Below are 23,754 nucleotides of genomic sequence, written 5' to 3'. Positions count from 1 at the left end.
TTAGAATACCGGCCTGTCACGCCGGGGGTCGCGGGTTCGAGTCCCGTCCGCTCCGCCAGAATCAAAGCCCGCTGGATTTCCAGCGGGCTTTTTCTATTTCTCCCTCACCCTCGCCATCCACGCCGGATACGGACAAACGGCCATTGCCTGAGCGGGCGCGTTATCGTAGCGTTGTCGGAACTTTCGAATTTCCGCGTTGCCTGCCATGTTCGCACCGAACGACATCCCGTCGCGCTTCCAGCTACGTCACGCCACCATGAGCGACTTCGAGTTCGCCGAGTCGCTGACGCGCCGGAACATGGGGGGCTACTACCAGCGGCATCATCTGATCTGGCGCGGCGACCTCTTTCTCGCCAGCTACCGCGAATCGGAGAATTTCATTCTCGAGCTCGACGGCGAGGCCATCGGCGTGCTGCGCGTGACGCAAGAGGGCGACTCGCTGCACATCCGCGACGTGCAGATCGCCGAAGGCTATCGCGGCAACGGCGCGGGGACCTTCCTGCTCGACATGTCGCATCGCTGGGCGCGCGAGCGCGGCCTGCGCGAGCTGCAACTGCGCGTGTTCGTCGACAATCCCGCGGCACGGCTCTATTTGCGCATGGGCTACCGGGTGGCGGGGCCACGCCTCGCGCGTCTTGGCTCGATCCGGCATATGACGCGGCTGGTTTGAAGAGCCTGAGCGGGCCAACGGCCAGCAGCGCTGTCCTGGCGGCCAGCGCGCGATGCGCGCTCAGGCGTCGCGGCGCGCGGTCCCCGATCCAGTTGGCGTCGCGTCAATCGGCGCGTCGGTTGCCATGTCGGTCGCCACGTCTTCCTCCCGTGGGTCGTATTCACGTTCGCCCGTTCCCCGCGCAATGAACGCGCGCGGGCTCTCGCCAAACGCGCGCCGGAACATGGCCGAAAACGCACTCTGGCTTTGATAGCCGAGTTCCTGTGCCACGACAGCCATGGGCTTGCCCTGATTCAGCAGCGGAATCGCCCGAGCGAGGATCGCCTGCTGGCGCCACTGCGAAAAACTCACGCCGAGCTCCTGCCGGAACAACCGCGCGATCGTGCGCGTGCTCGCGCCCACGTGCTCGGCCCAGTACTCGAGCGAACCCGGACCGGCCGGATCGGCGAGCAGCGCCTCGCACAGCGAACGCAGGCGCTTTTCCTCGGGCATCGGCACGGAGAGCGGCAGCGGCGCCGAGCGCGTGATCTCGTCGAGTGCGATGGCGCCTAGCAGGCGCTCGCGCGCAGGGCCGATGGCGCGTTCGTCGAACGCGGCGATCGCCTCGCGCAGCAGGCCCGATACTTCGACCACGCGGCAGGCATCGAGCCCGGGCGGAATCACCGATTCGTCGACATAGAGCGTGCGCAGGAACGCATCCTCGACGATCACCACCTCATGCGTGATGAACGGCGGCACCCAGATGGCCCGCGAAGGCGGGACCATCCACGTCGTCCCCGGCGTGGCCATGCGCAGCACCCCGCGCGACGCATAGGCGAGCTGCGCCCACGCGTGCGTATGCAGCGCGATGCGCACGCCGGCAGCCATGGGCCGGGAGCGCACGCGGATGGGGTGCGCGGGCGTCGGCTCGAATTCCGGCGGAATGTCGGCAAGCTCGGCAGGAAGCGAGGTGGCGGGGGAGGAAAAGGGCATGACGGGGCTAGGCGTTTCTGTCCGCATCATTGTAGGCGTGAGTAAGTGCAGTCGTGAGAGTGTGCCCACACGCATCGGCGCGGGCGCATAATGCTGCGGATTCGCGGCGCTAGCGCGGCGTTGGGCGCGTAGAGGACGACGCCGCCCGGCATTGAGGCGAGCGGGCCGGACGATGGCTCTCCCGCCGCGCGAGACTGCGGCAACAGGCAATCAGATCAGGAGCGAGGAGCACAAGCAATGAAGTACGTTTTCATCTACGGCACGCTGCGCGCGGGAGAGATCAACGACATCAATCTCGCGGCGGCGCGCAATGCGCTCGGGCAGCCGCGCCTCGTTGGCCGCACAGCGGTGGCGGGCCACCTGTTCGACTTCGGAACCTACCCGGGCATGATTGCCGATGCGCAGGCCGCGCCGGTGATCGGTGAAGTCTACGAGGTCGACGATGCGCTCGTGGCCGTGCTCGACGAAATCGAGCAGGTTTATCCGGGCGTCGATGGGCTGTTCGTCGCGCAGAAGGTGAACGTGGAGGTGGAGGGCGAACAGCTCGAGTGCCTGTTCTATCCGGTCGCGCATCATGCGGTGAAGGGGCGTCCGCTGATTCACGGCGGCGACTGGGTGGCGCACCGTCTCGGGCGCTAGGGACCACGCGAGACGCTACGCGCGCAAACGCGTTGCGCAGGAGCACGAAGGCCCGGCGGACTTGCATCCGCCGGGCCTTTTTCATCGACTAATCGTCAAGCAGCGCGAACGATCAGATCTCTTCGTAGAGCGGCAGCGTCAGGAAGTCGACGAAGTTCTCCGACGTCGACATCTCTTCGAAGATCTGCGAAGCGCGTTCGTACGGCTTCGTGTCGCCGCCGACCGAGGCCTTCACCTTGTCGAGCTCCTGCGGGATCAGTTCGCGCACGAGCTCGGCCGTGACCTTGCGGCCGTCGTCGAGCTTGCCCTTGGGCGAGCGGATCCACTGCCAGACCTGCGCACGCGAGATTTCCGCGGTAGCCGCATCTTCCATCAGGTTGTGGATCGGCACGCAGCCATTGCCGGCGAGCCACGAGCCCAGGTAGTGAATGCCCACGTTGATGTTGTTGCGCAGGCCCGCTTCGGTGATCGGCGCTTCAGGACGGAAGTCGAGCAGGTCCTTGCTCGTCACGTTGACGTCGGTACGCTGCTTGCCGAGCTGGTTCGGTTTGTCGCCGAGCACCTTGACGAACTCTTCCATCGCGATGGGCACGAGGCCCGGGTGCGCAACCCAGCCGCCGTCGTAGCCGTCGCCGGCGTCGCGCGCCTTGTCCGAACGCACGCCGCCCATGGCCTTGTCGTTCGCCGCAGCGTCGTTCTTGATCGGGATCAGCGCGCTCATGCCGCCGATGGCCGGCGCATTGCGGCGATGGCAGGTCTTGAGCAGCTCGAGCGCATAGGCGCGCATGAACGGCACCGTCATGGTGATCTGCGAGCGCTCCGCGAGGCAGAAGTCCTTGTCGTTCTTGAACTTCTTGATCGCCGAGAAGATGTAGTCCCAGCGGCCGGCATTCAGGCCCGAGCTGTGCTCGCGCAGTTCATAGAGGATCTCGTCCATCTCGAACGTGGCGAGGATCGTCTCGATCAGCACCGTGGCGCGGATCGTGCCGCGCGGGATGCCGACGCTTTCCTGCGCCGCGATGAAGATGTCGTTCCACAGGCGCGCTTCGAGGTGGCTCTCCATCTTCGGCAGATAGAAGTAGGGGCCCGTGCCGCGCGAGAGCAGTTCCTTCGCGTTGTGGAACAGATAGAGCGCGAGGTCGAAAATGCCGCCCGAGACGCGCTGGCCGTCGACCGTGACGTGCTTCTCGTCGAGGTGCCAGCCGCGCGGACGCACGATCAGCGTGGCGGTCTTCTCGTTGAGCTTGTAGGTCTTGCCGTTCTGCTCCAGCGAGATGGTGCGGCGCACGGCGTCCTTGAGGTTGATCTGGCCGGTGATCTGGTTGTCCCAGCTCGGCGCGTTCGAGTCCTCGAAGTCGGTCATGTAGGAGTCCGCACCGGAATTCAGCGCGTTGATGATCATCTTGCGCTCGACCGGGCCCGTGATTTCGACGCGACGGCGTTCGAGATCCTTCGGCAGCGGGGCGATCTTCCAGTCGCCTTCGCGGATCGACTTCGTCTCTGCCAGAAAGTCGGGGCGCTCGCCGGCGTCGAGGCGCTTCGTGCGCTCGGCGCGCGCTTTGAGCAGTTCCTGCCGGCGCGGCTCGAATGCGCGGTGCAGCTGCGCGACGAGTTCGAGCGCTTCGGGCGTGAGGATCGTTTCGAAGCCGGGCTTGATTTCACCCGTGATCTGCATGCCTTGCGGCAGTTTCAACGTGTTCGCCATGATTGCTTGCTCCTTGGTCGGTCAGACTCTAATGCGGTGGTTGTAATGGCCGTGCGGGTCAGGACGGTTTCGTCACGCGCCCGGGCTGGGGCGTGGGGCGGCTTCGCTCTGCGGGCACAGCGGTTTCGAGAAAGGCGGCGAGTTCTGCCATGCCGCCGCCGGTGCCATGCGGCGGCACGCCGAGTTCTTCGGCGGGCAGTCGCTGGCGGTTGATCCAGAAGGTGGTGTAGCCGAACCAGCCGGCGCCCGCGGCGTCCCAGCCGTTCGACGAGACGAACACCATGTCGCGCGCCGCGGCGTCGAACGCGGCGGTGCCGAGCGCATAGGCCGCGGCGGCCGGCTTGTAGGCACGCACGGCATCGACCGAGAGAACGTGGTCGAACAGGCCGTTCATGCCGGCGCTTTTCACCGCGATGTCGAGCATCTGCGGATTGCCGTTCGAGAGGATGGCGAGGCCCATGCGCGTGCCGTCCTCGCGAGGCTCGCGCAGGCGGCGCAGCACGGGGAGCGCGTCGGGGAAGGCCGAGAGGCAGGCGTATTCGTCCATCAGACGCTTCTCGCCCGCGCCGGAGAGCGACAGGTTCAGGCGCCGCGCCGCGTAGCGCAGCGCATCGAGCGTGACGTCCCAGAAGGGGCGGTAGCGCGCGCCAGCGGGGTCCGAGAGCGTGCGCAACTGCGTGTATTCGATCTGCTTCGCGCGCCAGAGCTGCGAGAGCGCGTCGCCGTGGCCGGGGAACATCTGCTCGGCTGCGGCGATGACCGAGTGCACGTCGAAGAGCGTGCCGTACGCGTCGAAGATCACAGCCTTGGGAAATTTGGGTGTCGTTGTGGCCGACATAGCCTTGCACTCCATCATCAGAGGTCGGGATGAATTGTATTCATGAGCCCTGGCACTGAAAAAGACGGGAATGATCACTTGATCTTTTACTTTTACCCACCTAATCTGATGACCGGGCAGATCTTTGCCATCAAGCACGTTCTGTAATTCTGTTTTTCTCGTTTTCCGATGGATCGCTTCAAACAAATCGAGACCTTCGCCAACGTCGCCGCGAAGGGCAGTCTTTCCGCGGCCGCGCAGGCCGAAGGCGTCGCCCCCGCGATCATCGGCCGTCGCATCGACGCGCTCGAAGAGCGGCTGGGCGTGAAGCTCTTCGTGCGCACCACGCGGCGCATTACGCTGACCTTCGAGGGCTCCGCGTTCCTCGAGGACTGCCAGCGCATCATTCACGACATGCAGAATGCGGAGGCCAGCGTCTCCGCGGGCGGCGTGAAGGCGAGCGGGCACCTGCGCGTCTCGGCGCCAGCGGGCTTCGGCAGGCGCCACGTGGCGCCGCTCGTGCCCGATTTCACGTCCGCGCACCCCGACGTGACGACCACGCTCGACCTCTCGGACCGGCTCGTCGACCTCGTCAATGAGGGCTTCGACTGCGCGGTGCGGCTGGGCGAGCTGCCCGATTCGTCGCTTGTCTCCCTCAAGCTCGGCGAAAACCGGCGCGTCTGCGTGGCGTCGCCCGCGTATCTGTCGCGGCGCGGCGCACCCGAGACGCTGGCCGATCTGGCGCGCCACAACTGCCTCGCGCTCGGCGCGAGCAGCGCGAACCAGCAGCGCGGCTGGACCTTTCAGCAGGACGACAAGGTCGTGTCGATCCGCGTCTCCGGAACGATGGAATGCTCGGACGGCGCGGTGTTGCACGAGTGGTGTCTCGAAGGCTACGGCCTTGCATGGCGCTCGTGGTGGGAAGTCGGGGAGGACATCGCGGCGGGCCGGCTCGCGAGCGTGCTCGACGCGTACGCGGCGCCGCCCATCGGCATTCACGCCGTATTTCCGCAGCGCCGGCACCTGCCGTTGCGTGTGCGCCTCTTTCTCGACTTTCTCAAGCATACCTACGGTCAGCCGGGTTACTGGGGCCAGGACTGAGCCCCTGGTGCAGGGTGTTCTCGCTTCTCCAGTGCTGGAAGATCCCTCCGCGTTTCCGATATGGGGAGATGCCCGCATGCGCGCCTTGCGCCGTTTATTCGCGCACTACAATCGATTTCAGGGCTTCCCGGCGCGGGGCTCTCCGGCGCGTAGCGCGAGGCCGTGGCGCGTTGGCAAGTCCGACCGGAGCCGCAGACGAACACGGAGGGCGCCATGTTCAAGCACATTCTCGTGCCGACCGACGGCACCGATCTGTCGAAGAAGGCTATCGACGGCGCGATCGACCTTGCGCGGACCGTGGGCGCCCGCGTCACGGCTTACGCCTGTCTGCCGCAATATCCGTACTCGCCTTACGCCGACGTCGTGATCGAGCTGCCCGGCGACTTCCAGTCCCGCAGCGAGCGCGAGGCGCGCATCCATCTACAGGAAGTGGAGGAGGCGGCGCACAGCGTGGGCGTCGCGTGCGATTCCTGCACCAGCGTGCATCCTTCGCCGTACCTCGGCATTATCGAAGCCGCCGAAAACTGCGGCTGCGACGTGATATTCATGGCTTCGCACGGGCGGCGCGGTCTGGGCAGCCTGTTGATCGGCAGCGAGACTCAACGCGTGCTCACGCATACGAAGATTCCGGTGATCGTTTATCGATAGCGCGCGGCTGCCTGCCGGTCGCGTGTGATTCGCACCTGCGGCGCTCGCACGTGCCGCAGTCGGCGCATGGACATGCACGGCTGATGTCCATGCGCCTTCCTTGGCCTGCTTCGTCGCGCTGCGTCACGCTTCTCACGCTTGTCGCGCGACGACTGGCGCTCGTGCGGCGGTGGCGGTGTCCGGCACGCCCCCGCCAAGGACATGCGAGCCGGACGCCGCGCCGTGCGACCGGCGCCAGAAACGAGCGGGGGGCGTCCCCCCGTGTGGTCTTACGCCACTTTCTTGTCGAAGAACTGCTCGTCTTCCGTCGAGCCGTGCAGCGCCGTGGTCGACGCATTGCGCTCGACCGTCTGCGTCACGGCGTCGAAGTAGCCCGTGCCCACTTCACGCTGGTGCTTCACGGCCGTGAAGCCCTTTTCGGCGGCGGCGAACTCGGCCTGCTGTAACTCGACGAACGCGCTCATGTTCTGGCGCGCATAGCCGTGCGCGAGGTTGAACATCGAGTAGTTCAGCGAGTGGAAGCCCGCCAGCGTGATGAACTGGAACTTGTAGCCCATTGCGCCCAGCTCGCGCTGGAACTTCGCGATCGTCGCGTCGTCGAGGTTCTTCTTCCAGTTGAACGACGGCGAGCAGTTGTACGAGAGCAGCTTGCCCGGGAACTCCTTGTGGATCGCCTCCGCGAACTTCTTCGCGAACTCGAGATCCGGCTTGCCCGTTTCGCACCAGATCATGTCGGCGTACGGCGCGTAGGCGAGGCCGCGCGAGATCGACTGATCGAGGCCGTTGCGCGTGCGGTAGAAGCCTTCGACAGTGCGCTCGCCCGTGAGGAACGGCTTGTCGTTGTCGTCGATGTCCGAGGTGACGAGGTCGGCGGCTTCGGCGTCGGTGCGCGCGAGCAGCACGGTCGGCACGCCGCAGACGTCGGCGGCCAGACGCGCGGCGGTGAGCTTGGCGATGTTCTCGCGCGTCGGCACGAGCACCTTGCCGCCCATGTGGCCGCACTTCTTCACCGAGGCGAGCTGGTCTTCGAAGTGCACGCCCGCGGCGCCCGCTTCGATCATCGCCTTCATCAGCTCGAACGCGTTCAGCACGCCGCCGAAGCCCGCTTCAGCGTCGGCCACGATCGGCTGGAAGAAGTCGGTGTAGCCTTCGTCGCCCGGGTTCTTGCCTTCGGACCACTGGATCTGGTCGGCGCGCGTGAGCGTGTTGTTGATGCGCTTGACCACCTGCGGCACTGAGTTGGCCGGGTAGAGCGACTGATCGGGATACATTTCGCCGGCCAGGTTGGCGTCGCCCGCGACTTGCCAGCCCGAGAGGTAGATGGCCTTCAGGCCGGCCTTCACCTGCTGCATGGCCTGGTTGCCCGTGAGCGCGCCGAGCGCGTTGATGAAGGGCTCCGTGTTCACGCCTTGCCAGAGCTTCTCGGCGCCATTTTTCGCGAGCGTGTGCTCGGGCTGGATCGAACCGCGCAGGCGCACCACGTCTTCAGCCGTGTAGTTGCGCTTGATGCCCTTCCAGCGCGGATCCGTTTCCCATTGCTGCTGGAGTTGCTGTGCTTGCTCTTGACGAGTCGACATGGTGTGCTCCTTCGTTTACCTGGTAGGTGAACCGCTGAAACGGAACTGCTGAGTCGCTGAGCTTCACGAAGGGGGCGCTTTTGGGGACTGCGCCGGGGGTGTTTCGTTTCGCGAACTCTTATATAAGAGTCTAGGCAAATCGATCGCCCCGCAACAGACCGGCAATAGGGAATTTTCGGGTTTTTTAATTCAATAAAATCAATCGCTTATTGAATTAATTTCGCGATAAGAAACGGGGTTTTCCATCTTGCAATGGGGGACGTTGTGCCGCGCAGCACGATTTTTTACGAGGCAAAAAAATTTCTCATATCGTGAAATATCGGTTGGAGACAAAAAAAGACCGGTGACGAAGCACCGGTCTTTCATTTTGCCGCTAGCGGCAAGCGGAAATCGCTTTCCGCCTGCGCCGTTGGAGCGCGCTTAGCTGTCGCGACGCGCACCGCGCGGGCCGTCGTTGCGGCGTGCGCTGTAGCCTTCACGCGAGCGGCCAAAGCCTTCGCCGCGCGGCTGGCTGTAGCCGCCGCGGCTGTTGCCGTTGCCGTTGCCTTCGCCGCGCGAGGCGCCATAGCCGCCGCGCGAGCCTTCCGAGCGGTTGCCCCAGCTGTTGCCGTTGCGATCGCCGTTGGAACGGTCGCCAAAGCTGCGTTCGCCTTGCGGACGGTCGCCTTGCGGACGGTCGCCGAAGCTGCGCTCGCCGCCGTTGCCGCCGCGGTTGCCATAGCCACCCGGCTTGCCGTTACCGTTGCCGCCGAAGCGGCGGCCGCCGCCATTGCCACCGCCCGGACGGCCGCGGCCGCCAAAGCCGCGGTTCGCGGGAGGTGCCTTGCGCGGCTCGAAGCCTTCGATCACGTTGACCGGCAGCGGCGAGCGCACGAAGCGTTCGATGCGCTTGAGCGCGCCTTGCTCGGCGTGATGCACGAGGCTCACCGCGGTGCCCGAGCGGCCCGCACGGCCGGTACGGCCGATACGGTGCACGTAGTCTTCCGCGAACTTCGGCAGGTCGTAGTTGAAGACGTGCGTGATGCCCGGGATGTCGATGCCGCGCGCCGCGACGTCGGTCGCGACGAGCACGCGCACGCGGCGCTCGCGCAGCGCACGGATCGTGCGGTTGCGCGCGCCTTGCGGCAGGTCGCCGTGCAGCGCGGCCGATTCGAAACCGGCGTCGGCGAGCTTGCCCGCGAGCTGGTCGGCGTCCATCTTGGTCGCCGTGAACACGACGGCCTGATCGAGGCTTTCATCGCGCAGCAGGTGGTCGAGCAGGCGATCCTTGTGGTCGCGGTCGTCGACGTAGTGCACGGTCTGGGCGATGTTCGAGGCCGCCTCGACCTTGCGCACGATCTCGATGCGCTCGGGATTCTTCAGCAGGCGGCCCGTGATCGACGCGATCTTGCCGTCGAGCGTGGCCGAGAACAGCATCGTCTGACGCGACTCGGGCGTGGCGGCCACGATCGTGTCGATGTCGTCGATGAAGCCCATGTCCAGCATGCGGTCGGCTTCGTCGAGCACGAGCATCTTCAGCTCGGACAGGTCGATGCGGCCGCGCTCGAGGTGATCGAGCAGACGGCCCGGCGTCGCCACGAGAATCTCGGGGTTCTTCGCGAGCAGCATGAGCTGCTGGCCGTAGGCCACGCCGCCGAGAATGCTGACCGTGCGCAGGCGACGCAGGTGCTTGCCGTAGGTCGAAGCGGCGGTGGTCACCTGCATGGCGAGCTCGCGCGTGGGCGTGAGCACGAGCAGGCCGGGGCGTGCGACCGGTTGTTGCGGACGGCGCTGGCGGCGGTCGGCCTGGCCTTGCTGGCCGGGTTGACCTTGCGGGCGCGGTTCACGCGGTTGAGCGGCTTGCGTCTTTTGAATCTGCGCGAAGCGTTCGATCGCGGGCAGCATGAAAGCAGCGGTCTTGCCCGAACCGGTCGGGCTGGAGACCAGCAGGTCGCGGCCAGCGATGGCGGCAGGAATGGCGCGTTCCTGCACGGGCGTCGGGGCCTTGTAGCCCGCCGCGGTCAGCGCGGAGACGATCTCCGGCGACAGACCGAGCGATGCAAACGTCGGGCCTGCGGGGGTCTCGTCGGCTTGCACGGCGGCTTCAGGAGAAGCAGCGGCGGCGTCGAGACCGAGGGCGTCGTTGGCAATCGCGTCGAGGGGGCTTTGGGTATTGCTCGAAGTCATGAAAATCCTTGGTACACAGGAAATAGAACGTCGGCGCCAATCGGCATACCCAAGTCGTTGGATTTTGCAATCAAATCGAAAAACGGGGGCAATCCGCACCACACAAGGGCGGACTTTCGTTAGAAGCTGTTTTGGGTGCGGCTTAGCCGGGATTGGCCAACCGCCAGCCTGATACTTGACGGCCCGAAAACAGGGCCACGGCAGGAGGGGACAGGTTCTAAACTGGATTGGAGCTTAACGCTACGTGGCGTTTTGCTGATCGCAATGGCGACCGGAGTGCAACGCAGCGCGTATTGTATCTCGTTTTGTTGCAGCGCGCCAGCGAATATGACATCCCGACGGGAAGCATGGCCGGGCGCAGGGAAAGGTGCAATGAGAAAAAGGGCGCGATCGGCGTGTATTCAGGGTGCAATCGGCGTGCAGCGGGTGTGCAGGAGGGCGCAGTCGGCCCGGCCCGGCGCGTTGCGCGCGGCCGGGTGCGGCGCGGCAGTGCGGCTTCTTGGTGGTTTTAGCTCGCGGCGCCGCTCTTGAGCGATTCAACGAGCTCGACGTACTGCGCCTTTGCGGTGTCCTGCGCGGTGCCTTGCAGCGCGGCCCACGCCTCGTACTTGTACTTGCCGACGATGTCGGTAAAGCCCGGCTTGTCGCCGTGCACATCGCCTTCGGTGGCCTGCTTGAAGAGTGCGTACAGGCGCAGCAGCGTCAGGTTGCCCGGGCGCTCCGGCAGCGCTTGCACGTCTTGCTGGGCCTGGTCGAATTGGGCGTTCACATCGCTCATTGTTTTTTCCTCCACTGGATGATCGGGACAGCCCGGCGATGGTAGCAGCGCCATTCGATACGGGGCTGGAACCATTGCTCCATTCTAGTGAGGCCAACGGAGCCGGTGCATGGCCCATGCCTGGCCGGCGACTGCGTGAAGGCGGCGCATTACAATAGCGGTCATGACTGAAACTGTGCTGCTTGCCCTCGATACCTCGACCGAATACTGCTCGGTCGCATTGCTTCGCGCCGCTGCGCCTGCCAGCGGCGCGGCCGGTTCCGCCGGCTCCGGGCGCGAGGCGCCCCCCGAGTTGCGCGTCTGGATGCGCCACGAAGCGACCGGCGCCGTCTCGAGCACCCGGCTCTTGCCCGCCATCGGCGAGTTGCTGGCCGAGTCGGGGCTCACGCTCGCCGAGTGCAACGCAATCGCCTTTGGATCGGGCCCTGGCTCCTTCACCGGCCTGCGTACCGCCACGGGGGTTGCCCAGGGTCTCGCGTTTGGCCTCGACATTCCGGTGGTCCCTGTGAGCACGCTGCTCGTCTGTGCAGAGGCCGCCCGCATGCGCGATCCGGCGGCGACGCGCGTGCTCGCGGCGCTCGACGCGCGCATGGACGAAGCGTACTGGGCCGACTACGCCTGGGACGCGGCGACGCACGACTGGCGCACGCTGCGGCCGGCATCGCTCGATGCACCCGAGGCCATCGTCGCGCCCGACGAGCCGTTCACGGTAGCCGGCAACGCCGCGGCGGCGTTCGGCGCGCGTCTCATCGCATCGACGATGGCGCGCAGCATCGACGCCGAGGCCCTGCCGCACGCGCTGCCGCTTGCCCACGCCGCGCTGCGCGCGTTCCGCGCGGGCCGCACGCTGCGCGCCGACGAGGCCGCGCCCGAATACGTGCGCAACAAGGTCGCGCAGACCACGGCCGAGCGCATGGCCGCAAAGGCGGCGCAGGGCGGGGTACCGGACACGAGGCGCGAGGGCGGACGATGAGCGGCGTGTTGATGACGGACCGCTACCTCTCGCAGATGACCGAGAGCGACCTCGACGAGGTCGTGATCATCGAAAAATCCGCTTACGAATTCCCGTGGTCGCGCGGCAACTTCGAAGACTCGTTGCGCAACGGCTACTTTGGCCTGTGCATGCGCCATGTGACGGGGACGCTGATCGGCTATTGCGTGCTCATGCCGGTCGTCGACGAGATGCATCTGCTGAACCTTTGCGTCGCGCCGCAGGCGCAGGGCGTGGGCGCGGGCCTGGCGCTGCTGCGCGAAGGCGTGCGCATCGCGCGTGCACAGCGGCTCGAAGGGCTGTTGCTGGAGGTGCGGCCGTCGAATCACCGGGCGATCCGGCTCTACGAGCAGTTCGGCTTCGTCACCATCGGGCGGCGCAAGAATTACTATCCGGCTCGACATCACACGCGTGAAGACGCGATCGTGATGCGTTTCACTTTTGCATTGGAGGGCGCGGATGCCGCTCGATGAGATCGCGCTGGAGGAGCTCGGCCTCGCTCCGCGCTGGGTGCGCAAGGGTATGTCGGCGGCACAATCCGCCGCGCCGAACGATGAGCCGGCCGTGGATGTGGCGCCCGAGGCGGCCGCATCGGTGGCCGCGGTGCCGCGACCGGTGGCTCAATCAGCGAGCGATGCCAGCGATGGCTTCCCGGATCGACCCGCCGCGCACTTGCAGCACCGGGCCGATGCGCCGCCGCAGCCGGTTGCGCGGCGCGTAACTGCGCAAACATCCGCGCAGGAGTCCATGCAGGAATCCATGCAGGAATCCATGCAGGAATCCGCGCAGGACGCCTTCGCGCAAGCGCCCGCGCCGCAGGCGCCGTCTGGACGTGCAGCCACCGAGCCCACGCAGGCCGGGCCGGAGGAACCCCCGCCGCTGACCGAAGACGATTTCGCCTGGTTCGATGGCGCGCCCGAGCCGTCGCTGCCGCACGATCCGGCGCCTGCGCCTGCGCGCGCGCCGCGCGACGACATCGCGACGCTCGACTGGGATGCGCTCGCCGAGCGCGTCGCTTTCTGCACGCGCTGCCGCTTGTGCGAGAAGCGCACCAACACGGTGTTCGGCGTGGGCGATCGCGCAGCGGAATGGATGCTGATCGGCGAGGCGCCGGGCGAGAACGAGGACCGTCTCGGCGAGCCCTTCGTCGGGCAGGCGGGCAAGCTGCTCGACAACATGCTGCGCTCGCTGTCGCTCGCACGCGGCGAGAACGTCTATATCGCGAACGTCATCAAATGCCGTCCGCCCGGCAACCGCAATCCGGAGCCGGACGAGGTCGCGCGCTGCGAGCCTTATCTGCAGCGCCAGGTGGCGCTCGTGAAGCCGAAGATCATCGTCGCCCTCGGGCGCTTTGCCGCGCAGAGCCTGCTCAAGACCGAAGGCAGCATCGCCTCGCTGCGCGGGCGCGTGCACGAGTACGAAGGCGTGCCCGTGATCGTCTCGTATCACCCGGCGTATTTGCTGCGCAGCCTGCAAGACAAGTCGAAGGCATGGGCCGACCTGTGCCTCGCCCGCGACACCTGGCGCGCGGCCGGAGGCGGTGAGCGATGAGCGCGAGGCGGCCCGCAGACGCCGCGGGCGGCCAGTTCGCCGCGGGCTGCGACGGGCCGCCATTCGACGCGCTCTACGAGCGTTTCGGCGATGCAGCCGTGCGCGATCTCGCATGGCTGCTCTTTAGTGCCGATTTGTTGCGTGCGCAACCCGATGCGCCGCTTGCGAACCCGTGGGCTGGCGATGACGAGGCCTGTACCGCAGCAGCCTGGCTCAAGCAACTCGACCACGATCCTTCACCGTTGCACGCCGCGCTGGGCGCTGCGCGCCTCACGCGCCTCGGCCGTTACGCCGAAACGCTGCTCGGCTGGTATCTCGCCCATGGGCCGGCGCCCCGGCTCGTTGCGGCGAACATCGCGCTGCGCCGCGCGGGCCTCACGCTTGGCGAGTGCGATTTCCTCGTGCAAACGAGCGATGCGCAACGTCTGCATTGGGAGCTGGCGGTGAAGTGCTACTTGCACGCCGGCCTGGAAGAGGGCGCGGCGCCAAGACTCGCCGATTTCGTTGGGCCGAACCTGCGCGACCGCTTCGATCTGAAGCTTGCGCATCTGGTCGATCACCAACTGCGCTTGAGCGCGCGCGAAGAGTTTGCGTGGCTGGGCTATGAGGGACCGTGGCTCGCACAGATGTTCGTGAAGGGGTGGCTCTTCTATCGCGCGGGCAACGGTGCGGGTGCAAAGCGGGGCGATCCGCCGGAGCTTGCCGCGCGCCATGGGCGCGGCTGGTGGGTCACGCACGCCGACTGGGCCGATTTCGCGAAGCGCGAGGGCGTGGACGGCTGGAGCACGCTGCCGCGGCTTGCCTGGCTTGCGCCACGGCGCATCCGGCCCGAGCCGTCGCGCATGGACGAGTCTGACGAGCGAGCTGCGTTCGCAACTAACAGCCAAATCGGCGATCCGCAAGACAACGGCCGCGATGCGCTCAGTAATGCGCTCGGGCAGCGCAGTGACGTGGAAAGTCCGCTGGCACCCGTAGCGGCGGCAGGTCAGCCAGCGCAGCGTGGGGAGCGCCGAGGCGGGGAGGAAGACACCCTCGCAGCCCGTACAGCCGTGGCCGCGCCCGTTACGGCCGCGACCTTATTCGCCAGTCTCACGCGGCCCCACGAGCCCGCGATGGTCGCCGCCTTTGTTGCCGATGGCGCAGGTGGCTACGTCGAGCGCTCGCGCGGTTTCATCGTCCCCGACGATTGGCCGGCGCGCGCACGGGCATTCGCGCGTCAGTGACGCCGCAAAGGCCTCACCACCAGCGCCAGAAGTGATGCACCGGGCCAACGCCGTGGCCCACGTCGAGCCGCTCGCTCGCTTGAAGCGCGCCGGTCAGATACACCTTCGCCTGCGTGACAGCATCCGCGAGCGTCGCCTGTTGCGGCCACAGCGCGGCAATCGCGGAGGAGAGCGTGCACCCCGTGCCGTGCGTGTTCGTCACAGGAACGCGAGCACCGCCCAGACGCAGCGTGCCACCGGCTTCGATCAGCCAGTCGGGGCTGTCGGCGCCGCCCAGGTGGCCGCCCTTCATCAGCACGGCCTGCGCGCCTAGCGCGCGCAGCGCCTCGCCTTGCTCGACCATCGCGGCTTCGTCGGCTGCCGGCGCTACGCCGAGCAGGGCCGCGGCCTCGGGCAGGTTCGGCGTGACGACGCCGGCGAGCGGCAGCAATTCATCACGCAGCGCCGCCACGGCCTCGGGCGCGAGCAGTGCGTGATTGCTCTTCGAAATCATGACCGTGTCGAGCACGATGCGCGGCGGCTTGTGGCGGCGCAACGCATCGGCGACGGCGCGCACGATCGATGCGTTGGCGAGCATGCCGATCTTCACTGCGTCGATGCGGATGTCCTCGAACACGGCGTCGAGCTGTGCCGTGACGAAGCCCGCGTCGGGCGCGTGGATCGCGCTCACGCCGCGTGTGTTCTGCGCCGTGAGCGCGGTGATGACGCTCGCGCCATAAGCGCCGAGCGCGGAGAAGGCCTTGAGGTCGGCCTGGATGCCTGCGCCGCCGCCCGAGTCGGAGCCGGCGATCGTGAGGACATTGGAAATCGGTGTGGTCATGGCAGCGTCGCAAATGCGCCGCGCTGCAGGCCGGCAGGCCACCGCCGCGCAGGCGCTGGAAAGAGTCGATTACGGGGGAGAGCCACTGCGGCCGGATCCTTCGAGCCGCGCGACTTGCGGATGCACCCGCCAAGCCCGGCCGGGCCGCCGTAATTCATCATCCGCCATTCATTGACGATGATTTTCGCCGATCAGCGCGACCGAGTCGAACGAGCGCTGATTGGCCTGGTGGCGGCGCATCACGAGCCACATCATCAGGCAGACGAAGGTGCCGAACAGCACGATCACGAGGGTCACCGGCACGTCGAGCCAGACGAGCACGGCGTAGAGACACAGCATCACGAGCACCGAGAGGTTCTCGTTGAAGTTCTGCACGGCGATCGAATGGCCGGCGGAGAGCAGCACGTGGCCGCGATGCTGGAGCAGCGCGTTCATCGGCACGACGAAGAAGCCGGAGAGACCGCCGACCACCATCAGGAAGATATAGGCGAACACGAGGTAGCCCGGAATGCGCATGTGGCCGATATGCAGGCCCCAGTGCGGCGGAAACAGGTTGCGCGTGTAGAACGCCATGAGCATGACGGCGATGCCCATCATGATGCCCACTGGCAGCACGGACAGCGATTTTTTGAGGGGTATGCGTGCGGCGGCAATCATCGCGCCGGCGGCGACGCCCACGGCCACCACGGCCTGCAGCACCGCGCCTTCCGAGAGCGACATGCCGAGCGACACTTCGGCCCATTTGAGGACGATGAATTGCAGTGTGGCGCCTGCGCCCCAGAAAAGCGTGGTGACCGCGAGGGAGATCTGGCCGAGCTTGTCGCGCCAGAGCGTGTTGAAGCAGTCGGCGAAGTCGGTGATGAGGCGGATCGGGCCGTGCTGCTGGCGCGGGTAGCGCGCGCCGGTGTCGGGGATGCGCAGATTGAAGAGCGCGGCGATCACGTAGATGACCATGATCACGAGCATCGCGGCTTCGGCGGGGGTGTTGATCGAAGCGGGCGTGTGGCGGATGACGTGGGCGGCGATGTGCGGGCTGATGAGCGCGCCGCCGAGCACCGTGCCGAGGATGATCGAGCCGACCGTGGTGCCCTCGATCCAGCCATTGGCGGCGACGAGGCGCTCAGGCGGCAGCAGTTCCGTCAAAATCCCATATTTGGCCGGCGAATAGGCCGCTGCGCCGAAACCCACGACCCCATAGGCGAACAGCGGATGCGTGCCGGCCAGCATAATGGCGCAGCCCACCACCTTGATCGTGTTCGTAATGAACATGACCTGGCCTTTGGGGCGCGAATCAGCGAAGGCGCCGACGAATGCGGCAAGAACAACATAGGACAGGACGAAGAACAGCTTGAGCAGCGGCGTCATCCAGTTGGGGGCGTGGAGGTCTTTGAGCAGTGCAATTGCAGCGATTAGGAGCGCATTGTCGGCCAACGACGAAAAAAACTGCGCGGCCATGATGGTGTAAAAGCCTTTTTTCATCTGATGCGATGCTTTCCTCGCTGCGGTCCGTCCGCCCCGGACGGGTGGGAGGCATCCGGGCTTATTACGTTCGAAATGGGTTGTGCGCAGGGCTTTATATCACGAAAATAGCTGGATTCGGACTAGCACATTCCTTGACCGCCCATCCGGCGGACCTGCCGGGCGCTGAAAACACCCTGTAAGCTCCTGATTCGAAAGCGTCTTTGCGATAAATTCCCATGCCTCGCCCCCTCTCTGCCACGATCCACACCGCCGCACTCGCCAATAATCTCGCTGTCGCCCGCAAATACGCGCCGCAGTCGAAAATCTGGGCTGTCGTCAAAGCCAATGCCTACGGGCATGGGCTTGCCCGCGCGTTTCCCGGCCTGCGCGCAACGGACGGCTTCGGCCTGCTCGACCTCGAGGAGGCCGTGAAATTGCGCGAGCTCGGCTGGGCCGGGCCGATCCTGCTGCTCGAAGGCTTCTTCCGGCCGACCGACATCGACGTCATCGACCGCTACAGCCTTACCACCGTCGTCCATTGCGACGAGCAGTTGCGCATGCTCGAAATGGCGCGTCTTTCGAAGCCGGTCAACGTTCAGCTCAAGATGAACAGCGGCATGAACCGGCTCGGCTACACGCCGGAGAAGTACCGCGCGGCGTGGGAGCGCACGCGCGCCAGTGCCGGCATCGGCCAGATCACGTTGATGACGCACTTTTCGGACGCCGACACGCCACGCGGCATCGGTGAGCAGTTGGCCGCGTTCGAGCGGGGCGCGCAGGGCATCGCGGGCGCGCGCAGTCTCGCAAATTCGGCGGCGACGCTCTGGCATCCCGAATCGCATTTCGACTGGGTGCGCCCGGGCATCATTCTGTATGGCGCCTCGCCTTCGGGCGTGGCCTCGGCGCTCGACGGCACCGGCCTGCAGCCGGCCATGACGCTCGCCTCCGAGCTCATCGGCACGCAGACGATCGCCGAAGGCCAGAGCGTCGGCTACGGCTCGATCTTCACGGCGCGCCAGCCGATGCGCATCGGCGTGGTAGCCTGCGGCTACGCGGACGGCTATCCGCGCGTGGCGCCCGAGGGCACGCCCGTGATCGTCGATGGCGTGCGCACGCGCGTAGTGGGGCGCGTCTCCATGGACATGCTCACCGTCGATCTCACGCCGGTGCCGGGCGCGGGCGTGGGTACGCGCGTCGAGCTGTGGGGCGCGAACCTGCCGATCGACGATGTCGCGCAGGCTTGCGGCACGATCGGCTACGAGCTCATGTGCGCCGTCGCGCCGCGCGTGCCGGTGCGGGCGGAATAAGCAGACACAAGCAGACATAAGCGGGCACAACTAGAAACAGGCACCATGGCGAAAGCAAAGACGCTATATATCTGCACCGAATGCGGCGGGCAGGCGCCGAAATGGCAAGGGCAGTGCCCCGCATGCGGGGCGTGGAACACACTGGTGGAAAGCGTCGCGGAGCCGGCGGGCAATCACCGTTTTCAGGCGCTCGCGAAGAGCGCGCCGGTGCGGCGTCTGGCCGACATCGAAGCATCCGACGTGCCGCGCTTCACCACGGGCGTCGGCGAGTTCGACCGCGTGCTGGGCGGTGGGCTCGTTGCGGGCGGCGTCGTGCTGATCGGCGGCGATCCGGGTATCGGCAAGTCCACGCTGCTCCTGCAATCGCTCGCGCAGATCGCGGCCGAGCGGCGCGCGCTCTACGTGAGCGGCGAAGAGTCGGCGGCGCAGATTGCGTTGCGTGCGCAGCGGCTTGCACTGCTCGATCCGGATTCGAAGGCGAGCGAGTTGCAACTGCTCGCTGAAATCCAGCTTGAAAAGATCCAGGCGACCATCGAAGCCGAACGGCCCGACGTCGCCGTGATCGACTCCATCCAGACGATCTATTCCGAGGCGCTCACGTCCGCGCCCGGCTCCGTCGCCCAGGTGCGCGAGTGCGCCGCGCAGCTCACGCGCATCGCCAAGCAGTCGGGCACGGCCATCATCATGGTCGGTCACGTGACCAAAGAGGGCAACCTCGCGGGCCCGCGCGTGCTGGAGCACATCGTCGATACGGTGCTGTACTTCGAGGGCGATACGCATTCGTCGTTCCGGCTCGTGCGCGCGTTCAAGAACCGCTTCGGCGCCGTCAACGAGCTGGGTGTGTTCGCGATGACCGAGCGCGGACTGCGCGGCGTGGCGAATCCGTCAGCGCTCTTTCTCTCGCAGCACGAGCAAAGCGTGCCCGGCTCCTGCGTGCTGGTGACGCAGGAAGGCTCGCGGCCGCTGCTCGTGGAGGTGCAGGCGCTCGTCGACACGGCCCAGGTGCCCAACCCGCGCCGCCTCGCGGTCGGGCTGGAGCAGAACCGCCTCGCGATGCTGCTGGCGGTGCTGCATCGTCACGCGGGCATCGGCTGTTTCGATCAGGACGTGTTCCTGAACGCGGTGGGCGGCGTGAAGATCACCGAGCCGGCCGCCGACCTCGCCGTGCTGCTCGCGATACATTCATCGATGCGTAACAAGGCGTTGCCTAAGGGTCTGATCGTTTTTGGCGAAGTGGGACTCGCCGGCGAGATCCGACCCTCGCCGCGTGGCCAGGATCGACTGAAGGAGGCGGCCAAGCTCGGTTTTACCTGCGCGCTGATTCCCCGCGCCAATGCGCCGAAACAGCCGATCGAAGGATTGAACGTGCTGGCCGTGGAGCGGATCGAGGAGGCCATCGACCGCGTGCGCGAGCTCGAGTAGGGCGGGCGCGACGGCGCGGTCTGTCGCGTAATGATTAGTAACAACCCTGGTACGTACTGTAACCTTTTCGTTTCGCGATTTCCCTATCCTTGCGCGGATGTTCAACTCCGTATCCAGCGGAAAGGATAGCGACTTGAAACAGATTGAATCGTCCATCGGCGGCAGTTCGGTCGTCGTGCGCGGCTGCCGGGTCTCCGAGCCGCTCTTGCAGCCTTGGGGCAGCAGCTGCCGCATCGTCGAGTGGATCGACAGCGACGGCCGCATTTCGCGTCAGGTGGTGGCCGGCAACGTCACGGCGGCGCAGGTGCGCAACACCATTGCGCATCATGTGGAAGGCCGCAAGCATGTGCTTTACGACGACGAGCGCTCGCCGCGTCAGACTTTGCCGCGCCGCTAGGCCTGCGCCTTTACCTCACCCCGTCATCGTGAAAATGGGCGCTTGATACTCCGCTTTGGACTGTCCGTTTTGGAGTGTCCGCGTTGGAGCGTCATTAGGCGCCCATTTCCGTCTTCCTGCGTTTCACTCAGTCCCAAGGACCATAGTTGAACGGCTTTTTGCCGGGCGGCTGCGTGGCCTGTGTCGGGTTGCCACCGGGCGCGGTGGCCGGCGCAGCCGTCCCTTGGCCGGCTGCGCGGCGCGTCGCGGCTTCGCGCTGGGCGGCAGCCTCGTCCAGCAGCGCTTGCAGCACCTCGGGGTTGAAAAGCGGGTGGTTGGCGGCCTCGCCGGGGGTGAGGACGGGCGAAACACAACAGTCAATCACTTCGAGCCGGTCGATCCACGTCTGCAGCGTTTCACTGGCGATGAGCGCAGCGAACTCGCGCGTGAGCGCCGCCGCGTCCGATCCGCCTGGCGCCTGACCGAGACTCCAGTGCCGCCGGGCCCAATCCTCGCGGCCGATGGCCGTGCACAAGGCCTGCCAGAACTTCAGCTCGAGCGCGCCCACGGCGAGCCAGCGCTCGTCCAGGGTGCGGTACAGGTTGTAGCAGGGCACTCCGCCGTTGAGCAGGCCACCGCCGGGCTGGAGTGCCGCTGCGTCGTCGTTGGCGAGGGCGACCTGGGCCATCACGTTGTACGCATGCGCCTGGTGCGCCATCGAGACGTCGACGAAGCGGCCTTCGCCGCCGCGCGCCACCTGCCAGAGCGCGGCGAGGATCTGCGTGAGCGCCGCCTGCGCGCCGCCGAGCAGGTCGGCGATCTGGAAGTTCGGCAGCACGGGGTCGCCCTCGCGCGTGGCGATCTGGTCGAGCACGCCCGCATAAGCGATGTAGTTCAGGTCGTGGCCCGCCCGGTCGGAGAACGGGCCCTTCGCGCCATAGCCCGTGATTGCGCAGTAGACGAGCTTGGGATTGTTCGCCCGCAACGTTTCGTAGCCGAGGCCGAGCCGCTCCATCACGCCGGGGCGGAAGCTTTCCACCAACACGTCGGCGTCGCGTGCGAGCGCGAGCAACACGGCTCGGCCGCCTTCGGACTTGAGGTCCAGACGCGTCTCGCGCTTGCCGCGGTTGACGAGGCGGTAGAACGCGCCCGGTCGGCCCGCGACTTCGTCTTCGGCGCTTTGCATCATGTTGCGCGCCGCGTCGCCGGCGCCGGGCGGCTCGATCTTCAGCACGTCGGCGCCCATTTCCGCCAAGCGCAGTGTGGCCACAGGTCCGGGCAGGAGCCGGGTCAGATCGAGAACGCGCAGGCCCTGCAGTGCGGGGGGTATCGACACTCGTTTGGCTCCTGAGAATGACGCTGACTACGCGGCTGGCACAACATCGAACACGCAACGGACAGGCGAGCGGCAGGCAACGGACCAACGCGCTGGCGAAGGCGCCGACCAGACGGCGCACACGAAACCGCGTCGCGCCCGCCCGCAAGGCATCAGCCGATCTGCTCGAGCTCCTCGTGCGCATCGAGCCATTCGGCCTCGAGCGTTTCCAGGCGCGCCTGAACTTCGGCCTGACGGCGGATGGCTTCAGTCAGCCGCGTTTTTTGTGCAGGCTCGTAGCTGGCGGGGTCGGCGACGAAAGTGTCCAGCGTGCCTTTTTCCGCGTTGAGCGCATCCATTTCCTTTTCAATCTTGCCAATCTTCGCCTGCAGCGGCTTTTTCAGGTGCGAGAGCCGCTGGCGCGTCTCGGCTTCCTGGCGGCGCAGCTCCTTGCGGTTCACGCCGGCGTCGCCGGCGCTTGTGCCATCGAGCGCATTTGCCGTGCCGAGCGCCGCGCTCTTGAGCGCCGCGCGCTGTTCGGCGGCGTGCTGGAGCAGCCAGTCGCGGTAATCGTCGAGATCGCCGTCGAATGGCTGCAGGCGGTGCCTGGCCACCAGCATGAACTGGTCGGTCGTGGCGCGCAGCAGATGCCGGTCGTGCGAGACGAGGATCAGCGTGCCTTCGAACTGCGCGAGCGCCATGGTGAGCGCGTGACGCGTTTCGAGGTCGAGGTGGTTGGTCGGCTCGTCGAGCAGCAGCAGATTCGGCTTCTGCCAGATGATGAGCGCAAGCGCGAGGCGCGCCTTCTCGCCGCCCGAAAAGGGGGCGATGGGGGCCGTGGCCATCTCGCCGGGAAAGTTGAAGCCGCCCAGAAAGTCGCGCAGCTCCTGCTCGCGCGTATCGGGCGCGAGGCGCGCGAGATGCTGCAGCGGCGTGTCGTCGGGGCGCAGCGTTTCCAGCTGATGCTGCGCGAAATAGCCGATCTGCAGACCCTTGCCCGTGCGCAGCTCGCCCGAGAGCGGCCCGAGCGTTGCCGCGAGCGTTTTGATGAGCGTGGACTTGCCCTGTCCGTTCGCGCCGAGCAGGCCGATGCGCTGCCCGTTCTGGATCGACAGCGAGACCCCTTCGACGATGGGCGTCTCGACGCCGTCATCGGCACGGTAGCCGCAGCGCACGCCGTCCATCACGAGCATGGGGTTGGGCGCGGAGTTGGGCGCGCGAAACTCGAACGTGAACGGCGAGCTTGCGTGCGCGGGCGCGATCAGCTCCATCTTCTCCAGCGCCTTGACCCGGCTTTGCGCCTGGCGCGCCTTGGTGGCCTTCGCCTTGAAGCGGTCGATGAAGCTCTGCAGATGCGCAACGGTTTTCTGCTGCTTCTCGTAGGCGCTTTGCTGGAGCGCGAGCTGTTGCGCGCGCAGGATCTCGAACTGCGAGTAGTTGCCGCCGTAGCGCTTGACCTGCTGGTTCTCCAGGTGGAGCGTCACATTGCAGACCGAATCGAGAAATTCGCGATCGTGCGAGATCACGACGAGCGTGCCGGGATAGCGGTGCAGCCAGTCTTCGAGCCAGACGATCGCGTCGAGGTCCAGGTGGTTCGTGGGTTCGTCGAGCAGCAGCAGGTCCGAGCGGCACATCAGCGCCTGGGCGAGGTTCAGGCGCATGCGCCAGCCGCCCGAAAAGCTCGCTACGGGCTGCTGTGTCTGCTCCATCGTGAAGCCGAGGCCGAGCAGCAGCGCCTCGGCGCGCGCGGGCGCGGTGTAGCCGTCGGCGTCGGCGAAGGCGGCGTGCGCTTCGGCCTCGGCCGCGCCGTCGTGGGCCGCCGAGGCCGAGGCGATGCGCGCCTCGATTTCGCGCAGCGCGGCGTCGCCGTCGAGCGTGTATTCGAGCGCGCTTCTCTCGACAGCCGGCGTTTCCTGGGCGACGTGGGCGATCTGCCACGAGGGCGGCATCGAGAAGTCGCCGGCGTCAGCGTGCAGCTCGCCGCGCAGCACGGCGAAGAGCGTGGACTTGCCCGCACCGTTGGCGCCGATGAGGCCGGCTTTCTCACCCGGATTCAGGGTGAACGAGGTCTGGTCGAAGAGCGGCTTGGTACCGCGGGCAAGGCTGAATTGATTGAAGCGGATCACGAGAGCGCCGGCACGGATAAAACGTAAAGCGCTATTTTAACCGGGGCGCGCAGGTTGCCCGGCATCGGCCGGACGGCTAAAGCCAGGCG

21 protein-coding genes and 1 tRNA gene (1 of these 22 running past the window's edge) are annotated in these 23,754 nt (G+C 66.5%); 12 read left to right on the top strand and 10 right to left on the bottom strand.

Going from position 1 to position 23,754, the window contains the following annotated elements; all coding sequences use genetic code 11:
• Positions 1–58, top strand: a tRNA-Asp gene (locus tag EYW47_RS12740) (it extends 27 nt beyond the left edge of the window).
• A gap of 147 nt (positions 59–205) precedes the next feature.
• The gene (locus EYW47_RS12735) at positions 206–670 is read left to right on the top strand and encodes a GNAT family N-acetyltransferase (RefSeq protein ID WP_133195209.1); all 465 of its coding nucleotides are present in this window, start codon (positions 206–208) and stop codon (positions 668–670) included.
• Positions 671–730: 60 nt separating this feature from the next.
• Here the strand turns inward: EYW47_RS12735 and EYW47_RS12730 are convergent, their stop codons facing one another.
• Positions 731–1,642 (bottom strand): AraC family transcriptional regulator, encoded by a 912-nt coding sequence (locus tag EYW47_RS12730; RefSeq protein ID WP_133195208.1) that lies wholly within the window; start codon positions 1,640–1,642, stop codon positions 731–733.
• A gap of 237 nt (positions 1,643–1,879) precedes the next feature.
• Here EYW47_RS12730 and EYW47_RS12725 point away from each other — a divergent pair, with 237 nt between their 5' ends.
• Entirely contained in the window at positions 1,880–2,281 is a 402-nt protein-coding gene (locus EYW47_RS12725) for a gamma-glutamylcyclotransferase family protein (RefSeq protein WP_133195207.1), read from the top strand.
• Between the two features lie 112 nt (positions 2,282–2,393).
• Here EYW47_RS12725 and aceB read toward each other — a convergent pair whose 3' ends face one another.
• The gene (gene aceB / locus EYW47_RS12720; RefSeq protein WP_133195206.1) at positions 2,394–3,986 is read right to left on the bottom strand and encodes a malate synthase A; all 1,593 of its coding nucleotides are present in this window, start codon (positions 3,984–3,986) and stop codon (positions 2,394–2,396) included.
• Positions 3,987–4,044: 58 nt separating this feature from the next.
• Positions 4,045–4,824 carry a haloacid dehalogenase type II gene (locus EYW47_RS12715; protein WP_133195205.1) on the bottom strand — a complete coding sequence of 260 codons (780 nt, stop codon included), beginning with the start codon at positions 4,822–4,824 and terminating at the stop codon, positions 4,045–4,047.
• A 168-nt stretch (positions 4,825–4,992) separates the two neighbouring features.
• Here EYW47_RS12715 and EYW47_RS12710 point away from each other — a divergent pair, with 168 nt between their 5' ends.
• Both EYW47_RS12710 and EYW47_RS12705 read left to right on the top strand, forming a co-directional pair.
• Entirely contained in the window at positions 4,993–5,904 is a 912-nt protein-coding gene (locus tag EYW47_RS12710; protein ID WP_028219462.1) for a LysR family transcriptional regulator, read from the top strand.
• Positions 5,905–6,117: 213 nt separating this feature from the next.
• Positions 6,118–6,552: a universal stress protein gene (locus EYW47_RS12705; protein ID WP_133195204.1), complete on the top strand. Its 435-nt coding sequence runs from the start codon at positions 6,118–6,120 to the stop codon at positions 6,550–6,552.
• A 269-nt stretch (positions 6,553–6,821) separates the two neighbouring features.
• Here the strand turns inward: EYW47_RS12705 and aceA are convergent, their stop codons facing one another.
• The 3 genes from aceA to EYW47_RS12690 all read right to left on the bottom strand — a co-directional run bounded on the left by aceA (position 6,822) and on the right by EYW47_RS12690 (position 11,073).
• Positions 6,822–8,129 (bottom strand): isocitrate lyase, encoded by a 1,308-nt coding sequence (aceA, locus tag EYW47_RS12700; protein WP_133195203.1) that lies wholly within the window; start codon positions 8,127–8,129, stop codon positions 6,822–6,824.
• Between the two features lie 420 nt (positions 8,130–8,549).
• Positions 8,550–10,295 (bottom strand): DEAD/DEAH box helicase, encoded by a 1,746-nt coding sequence (locus tag EYW47_RS12695; protein WP_133195202.1) that lies wholly within the window; start codon positions 10,293–10,295, stop codon positions 8,550–8,552.
• A gap of 508 nt (positions 10,296–10,803) precedes the next feature.
• Positions 10,804–11,073, bottom strand: coding sequence for an acyl-CoA-binding protein (locus EYW47_RS12690; protein WP_133195201.1), 270 nt, complete (start codon positions 11,071–11,073; stop codon positions 10,804–10,806).
• Between the two features lie 163 nt (positions 11,074–11,236).
• Here EYW47_RS12690 and tsaB point away from each other — a divergent pair, with 163 nt between their 5' ends.
• From tsaB to EYW47_RS12670, 4 genes are read left to right on the top strand one after another with little or no spacing between them, the layout of a single operon-like run.
• Positions 11,237–12,046, top strand: coding sequence for a tRNA (adenosine(37)-N6)-threonylcarbamoyltransferase complex dimerization subunit type 1 TsaB (gene tsaB, locus EYW47_RS12685; protein ID WP_133195200.1), 810 nt, complete (start codon positions 11,237–11,239; stop codon positions 12,044–12,046).
• Positions 12,043–12,537, top strand: coding sequence for a ribosomal protein S18-alanine N-acetyltransferase (gene rimI, locus EYW47_RS12680; RefSeq protein ID WP_133195199.1), 495 nt, complete (start codon positions 12,043–12,045; stop codon positions 12,535–12,537). The genes tsaB and rimI overlap by 4 nt, the downstream gene beginning before the upstream one ends.
• Positions 12,524–13,615, top strand: coding sequence for a uracil-DNA glycosylase (locus EYW47_RS12675; RefSeq protein WP_133195198.1), 1,092 nt, complete (start codon positions 12,524–12,526; stop codon positions 13,613–13,615). The genes rimI and EYW47_RS12675 overlap by 14 nt, the downstream gene beginning before the upstream one ends.
• Entirely contained in the window at positions 13,612–14,838 is a 1,227-nt protein-coding gene (locus tag EYW47_RS12670; RefSeq protein WP_240763664.1) for a DUF1853 family protein, read from the top strand. Before EYW47_RS12675 ends, EYW47_RS12670 begins: the two co-directional genes overlap by 4 nt.
• 13 nt (positions 14,839–14,851) lie before the next feature.
• Here the strand turns inward: EYW47_RS12670 and thiD are convergent, their stop codons facing one another.
• Both thiD and lplT read right to left on the bottom strand, forming a co-directional pair.
• The gene (gene thiD, locus EYW47_RS12660) at positions 14,852–15,658 is read right to left on the bottom strand and encodes a bifunctional hydroxymethylpyrimidine kinase/phosphomethylpyrimidine kinase (protein ID WP_133195197.1); all 807 of its coding nucleotides are present in this window, start codon (positions 15,656–15,658) and stop codon (positions 14,852–14,854) included.
• 168 nt (positions 15,659–15,826) lie between these two features.
• Entirely contained in the window at positions 15,827–17,137 is a 1,311-nt protein-coding gene (gene lplT, locus EYW47_RS12655) for a lysophospholipid transporter LplT (protein ID WP_133195196.1), read from the bottom strand.
• 218 nt (positions 17,138–17,355) lie between these two features.
• On the opposite strand from lplT, the gene alr reads away from it, so the two are divergent.
• The 3 genes from alr (at position 17,356) to EYW47_RS12640 (ending at position 20,245) form a co-directional block, all read left to right on the top strand.
• Entirely contained in the window at positions 17,356–18,426 is a 1,071-nt protein-coding gene (gene alr, locus EYW47_RS12650) for an alanine racemase (protein WP_133195195.1), read from the top strand.
• Positions 18,427–18,471: 45 nt separating this feature from the next.
• Positions 18,472–19,848, top strand: a complete 1,377-nt coding sequence (radA, locus tag EYW47_RS12645) for a DNA repair protein RadA (protein ID WP_133195194.1) — start codon at positions 18,472–18,474, stop codon at positions 19,846–19,848.
• Between the two features lie 133 nt (positions 19,849–19,981).
• The gene (locus tag EYW47_RS12640; protein ID WP_240763663.1) at positions 19,982–20,245 is read left to right on the top strand and encodes a DUF2866 domain-containing protein; all 264 of its coding nucleotides are present in this window, start codon (positions 19,982–19,984) and stop codon (positions 20,243–20,245) included.
• A gap of 127 nt (positions 20,246–20,372) precedes the next feature.
• Here the strand turns inward: EYW47_RS12640 and EYW47_RS12635 are convergent, their stop codons facing one another.
• Both EYW47_RS12635 and EYW47_RS12630 read right to left on the bottom strand, forming a co-directional pair.
• Complete coding sequence (locus EYW47_RS12635; protein WP_133195437.1) at positions 20,373–21,542, bottom strand: CaiB/BaiF CoA transferase family protein; 1,170 nt, start codon at positions 21,540–21,542, stop codon at positions 20,373–20,375.
• Positions 21,543–21,712: 170 nt separating this feature from the next.
• Positions 21,713–23,665, bottom strand: a complete 1,953-nt coding sequence (locus EYW47_RS12630; RefSeq protein WP_133195192.1) for an ATP-binding cassette domain-containing protein — start codon at positions 23,663–23,665, stop codon at positions 21,713–21,715.
• Between the last annotated feature and the right edge of the window lie 89 nt (positions 23,666–23,754).

Source organism: Paraburkholderia silviterrae (assembly GCF_004353915.1).
GTDB lineage: Bacteria > Pseudomonadota > Gammaproteobacteria > Burkholderiales > Burkholderiaceae > Paraburkholderia > Paraburkholderia silviterrae.
Note: the sequence above shows the minus strand (reverse complement) of the source record. Positions and strands in the feature narration are given on the sequence as shown.

Coding starts and splice junctions, on each gene's coding strand:
- aceA (WP_133195203.1), bottom strand. CDS start 8,129: ATGTCGACTCGTCAAGAGCAAGCACAGCAACTCCAGCAGCAATGGGAA.
- EYW47_RS12725 (WP_133195207.1), top strand. CDS start 1,880: ATGAAGTACGTTTTCATCTACGGCACGCTGCGCGCGGGAGAGATCAAC.
- EYW47_RS12715 (WP_133195205.1), bottom strand. CDS start 4,824: ATGTCGGCCACAACGACACCCAAATTTCCCAAGGCTGTGATCTTCGAC.
- rimI (WP_133195199.1), top strand. CDS start 12,043: ATGAGCGGCGTGTTGATGACGGACCGCTACCTCTCGCAGATGACCGAG.
- EYW47_RS12695 (WP_133195202.1), bottom strand. CDS start 10,295: ATGACTTCGAGCAATACCCAAAGCCCCCTCGACGCGATTGCCAACGAC.
- thiD (WP_133195197.1), bottom strand. CDS start 15,658: ATGACCACACCGATTTCCAATGTCCTCACGATCGCCGGCTCCGACTCG.
- alr (WP_133195195.1), top strand. CDS start 17,356: ATGCCTCGCCCCCTCTCTGCCACGATCCACACCGCCGCACTCGCCAAT.
- EYW47_RS12705 (WP_133195204.1), top strand. CDS start 6,118: ATGTTCAAGCACATTCTCGTGCCGACCGACGGCACCGATCTGTCGAAG.
- EYW47_RS12675 (WP_133195198.1), top strand. CDS start 12,524: ATGCCGCTCGATGAGATCGCGCTGGAGGAGCTCGGCCTCGCTCCGCGC.
- EYW47_RS12710 (WP_028219462.1), top strand. CDS start 4,993: ATGGATCGCTTCAAACAAATCGAGACCTTCGCCAACGTCGCCGCGAAG.
- EYW47_RS12730 (WP_133195208.1), bottom strand. CDS start 1,642: ATGCCCTTTTCCTCCCCCGCCACCTCGCTTCCTGCCGAGCTTGCCGAC.
- EYW47_RS12735 (WP_133195209.1), top strand. CDS start 206: ATGTTCGCACCGAACGACATCCCGTCGCGCTTCCAGCTACGTCACGCC.
- tsaB (WP_133195200.1), top strand. CDS start 11,237: ATGACTGAAACTGTGCTGCTTGCCCTCGATACCTCGACCGAATACTGC.
- EYW47_RS12690 (WP_133195201.1), bottom strand. CDS start 11,073: ATGAGCGATGTGAACGCCCAATTCGACCAGGCCCAGCAAGACGTGCAA.
- EYW47_RS12670 (WP_240763664.1), top strand. CDS start 13,612: ATGAGCGCGAGGCGGCCCGCAGACGCCGCGGGCGGCCAGTTCGCCGCG.
- lplT (WP_133195196.1), bottom strand. CDS start 17,137: ATGAAAAAAGGCTTTTACACCATCATGGCCGCGCAGTTTTTTTCGTCG.
- radA (WP_133195194.1), top strand. CDS start 18,472: ATGGCGAAAGCAAAGACGCTATATATCTGCACCGAATGCGGCGGGCAG.
- aceB (WP_133195206.1), bottom strand. CDS start 3,986: ATGGCGAACACGTTGAAACTGCCGCAAGGCATGCAGATCACGGGTGAA.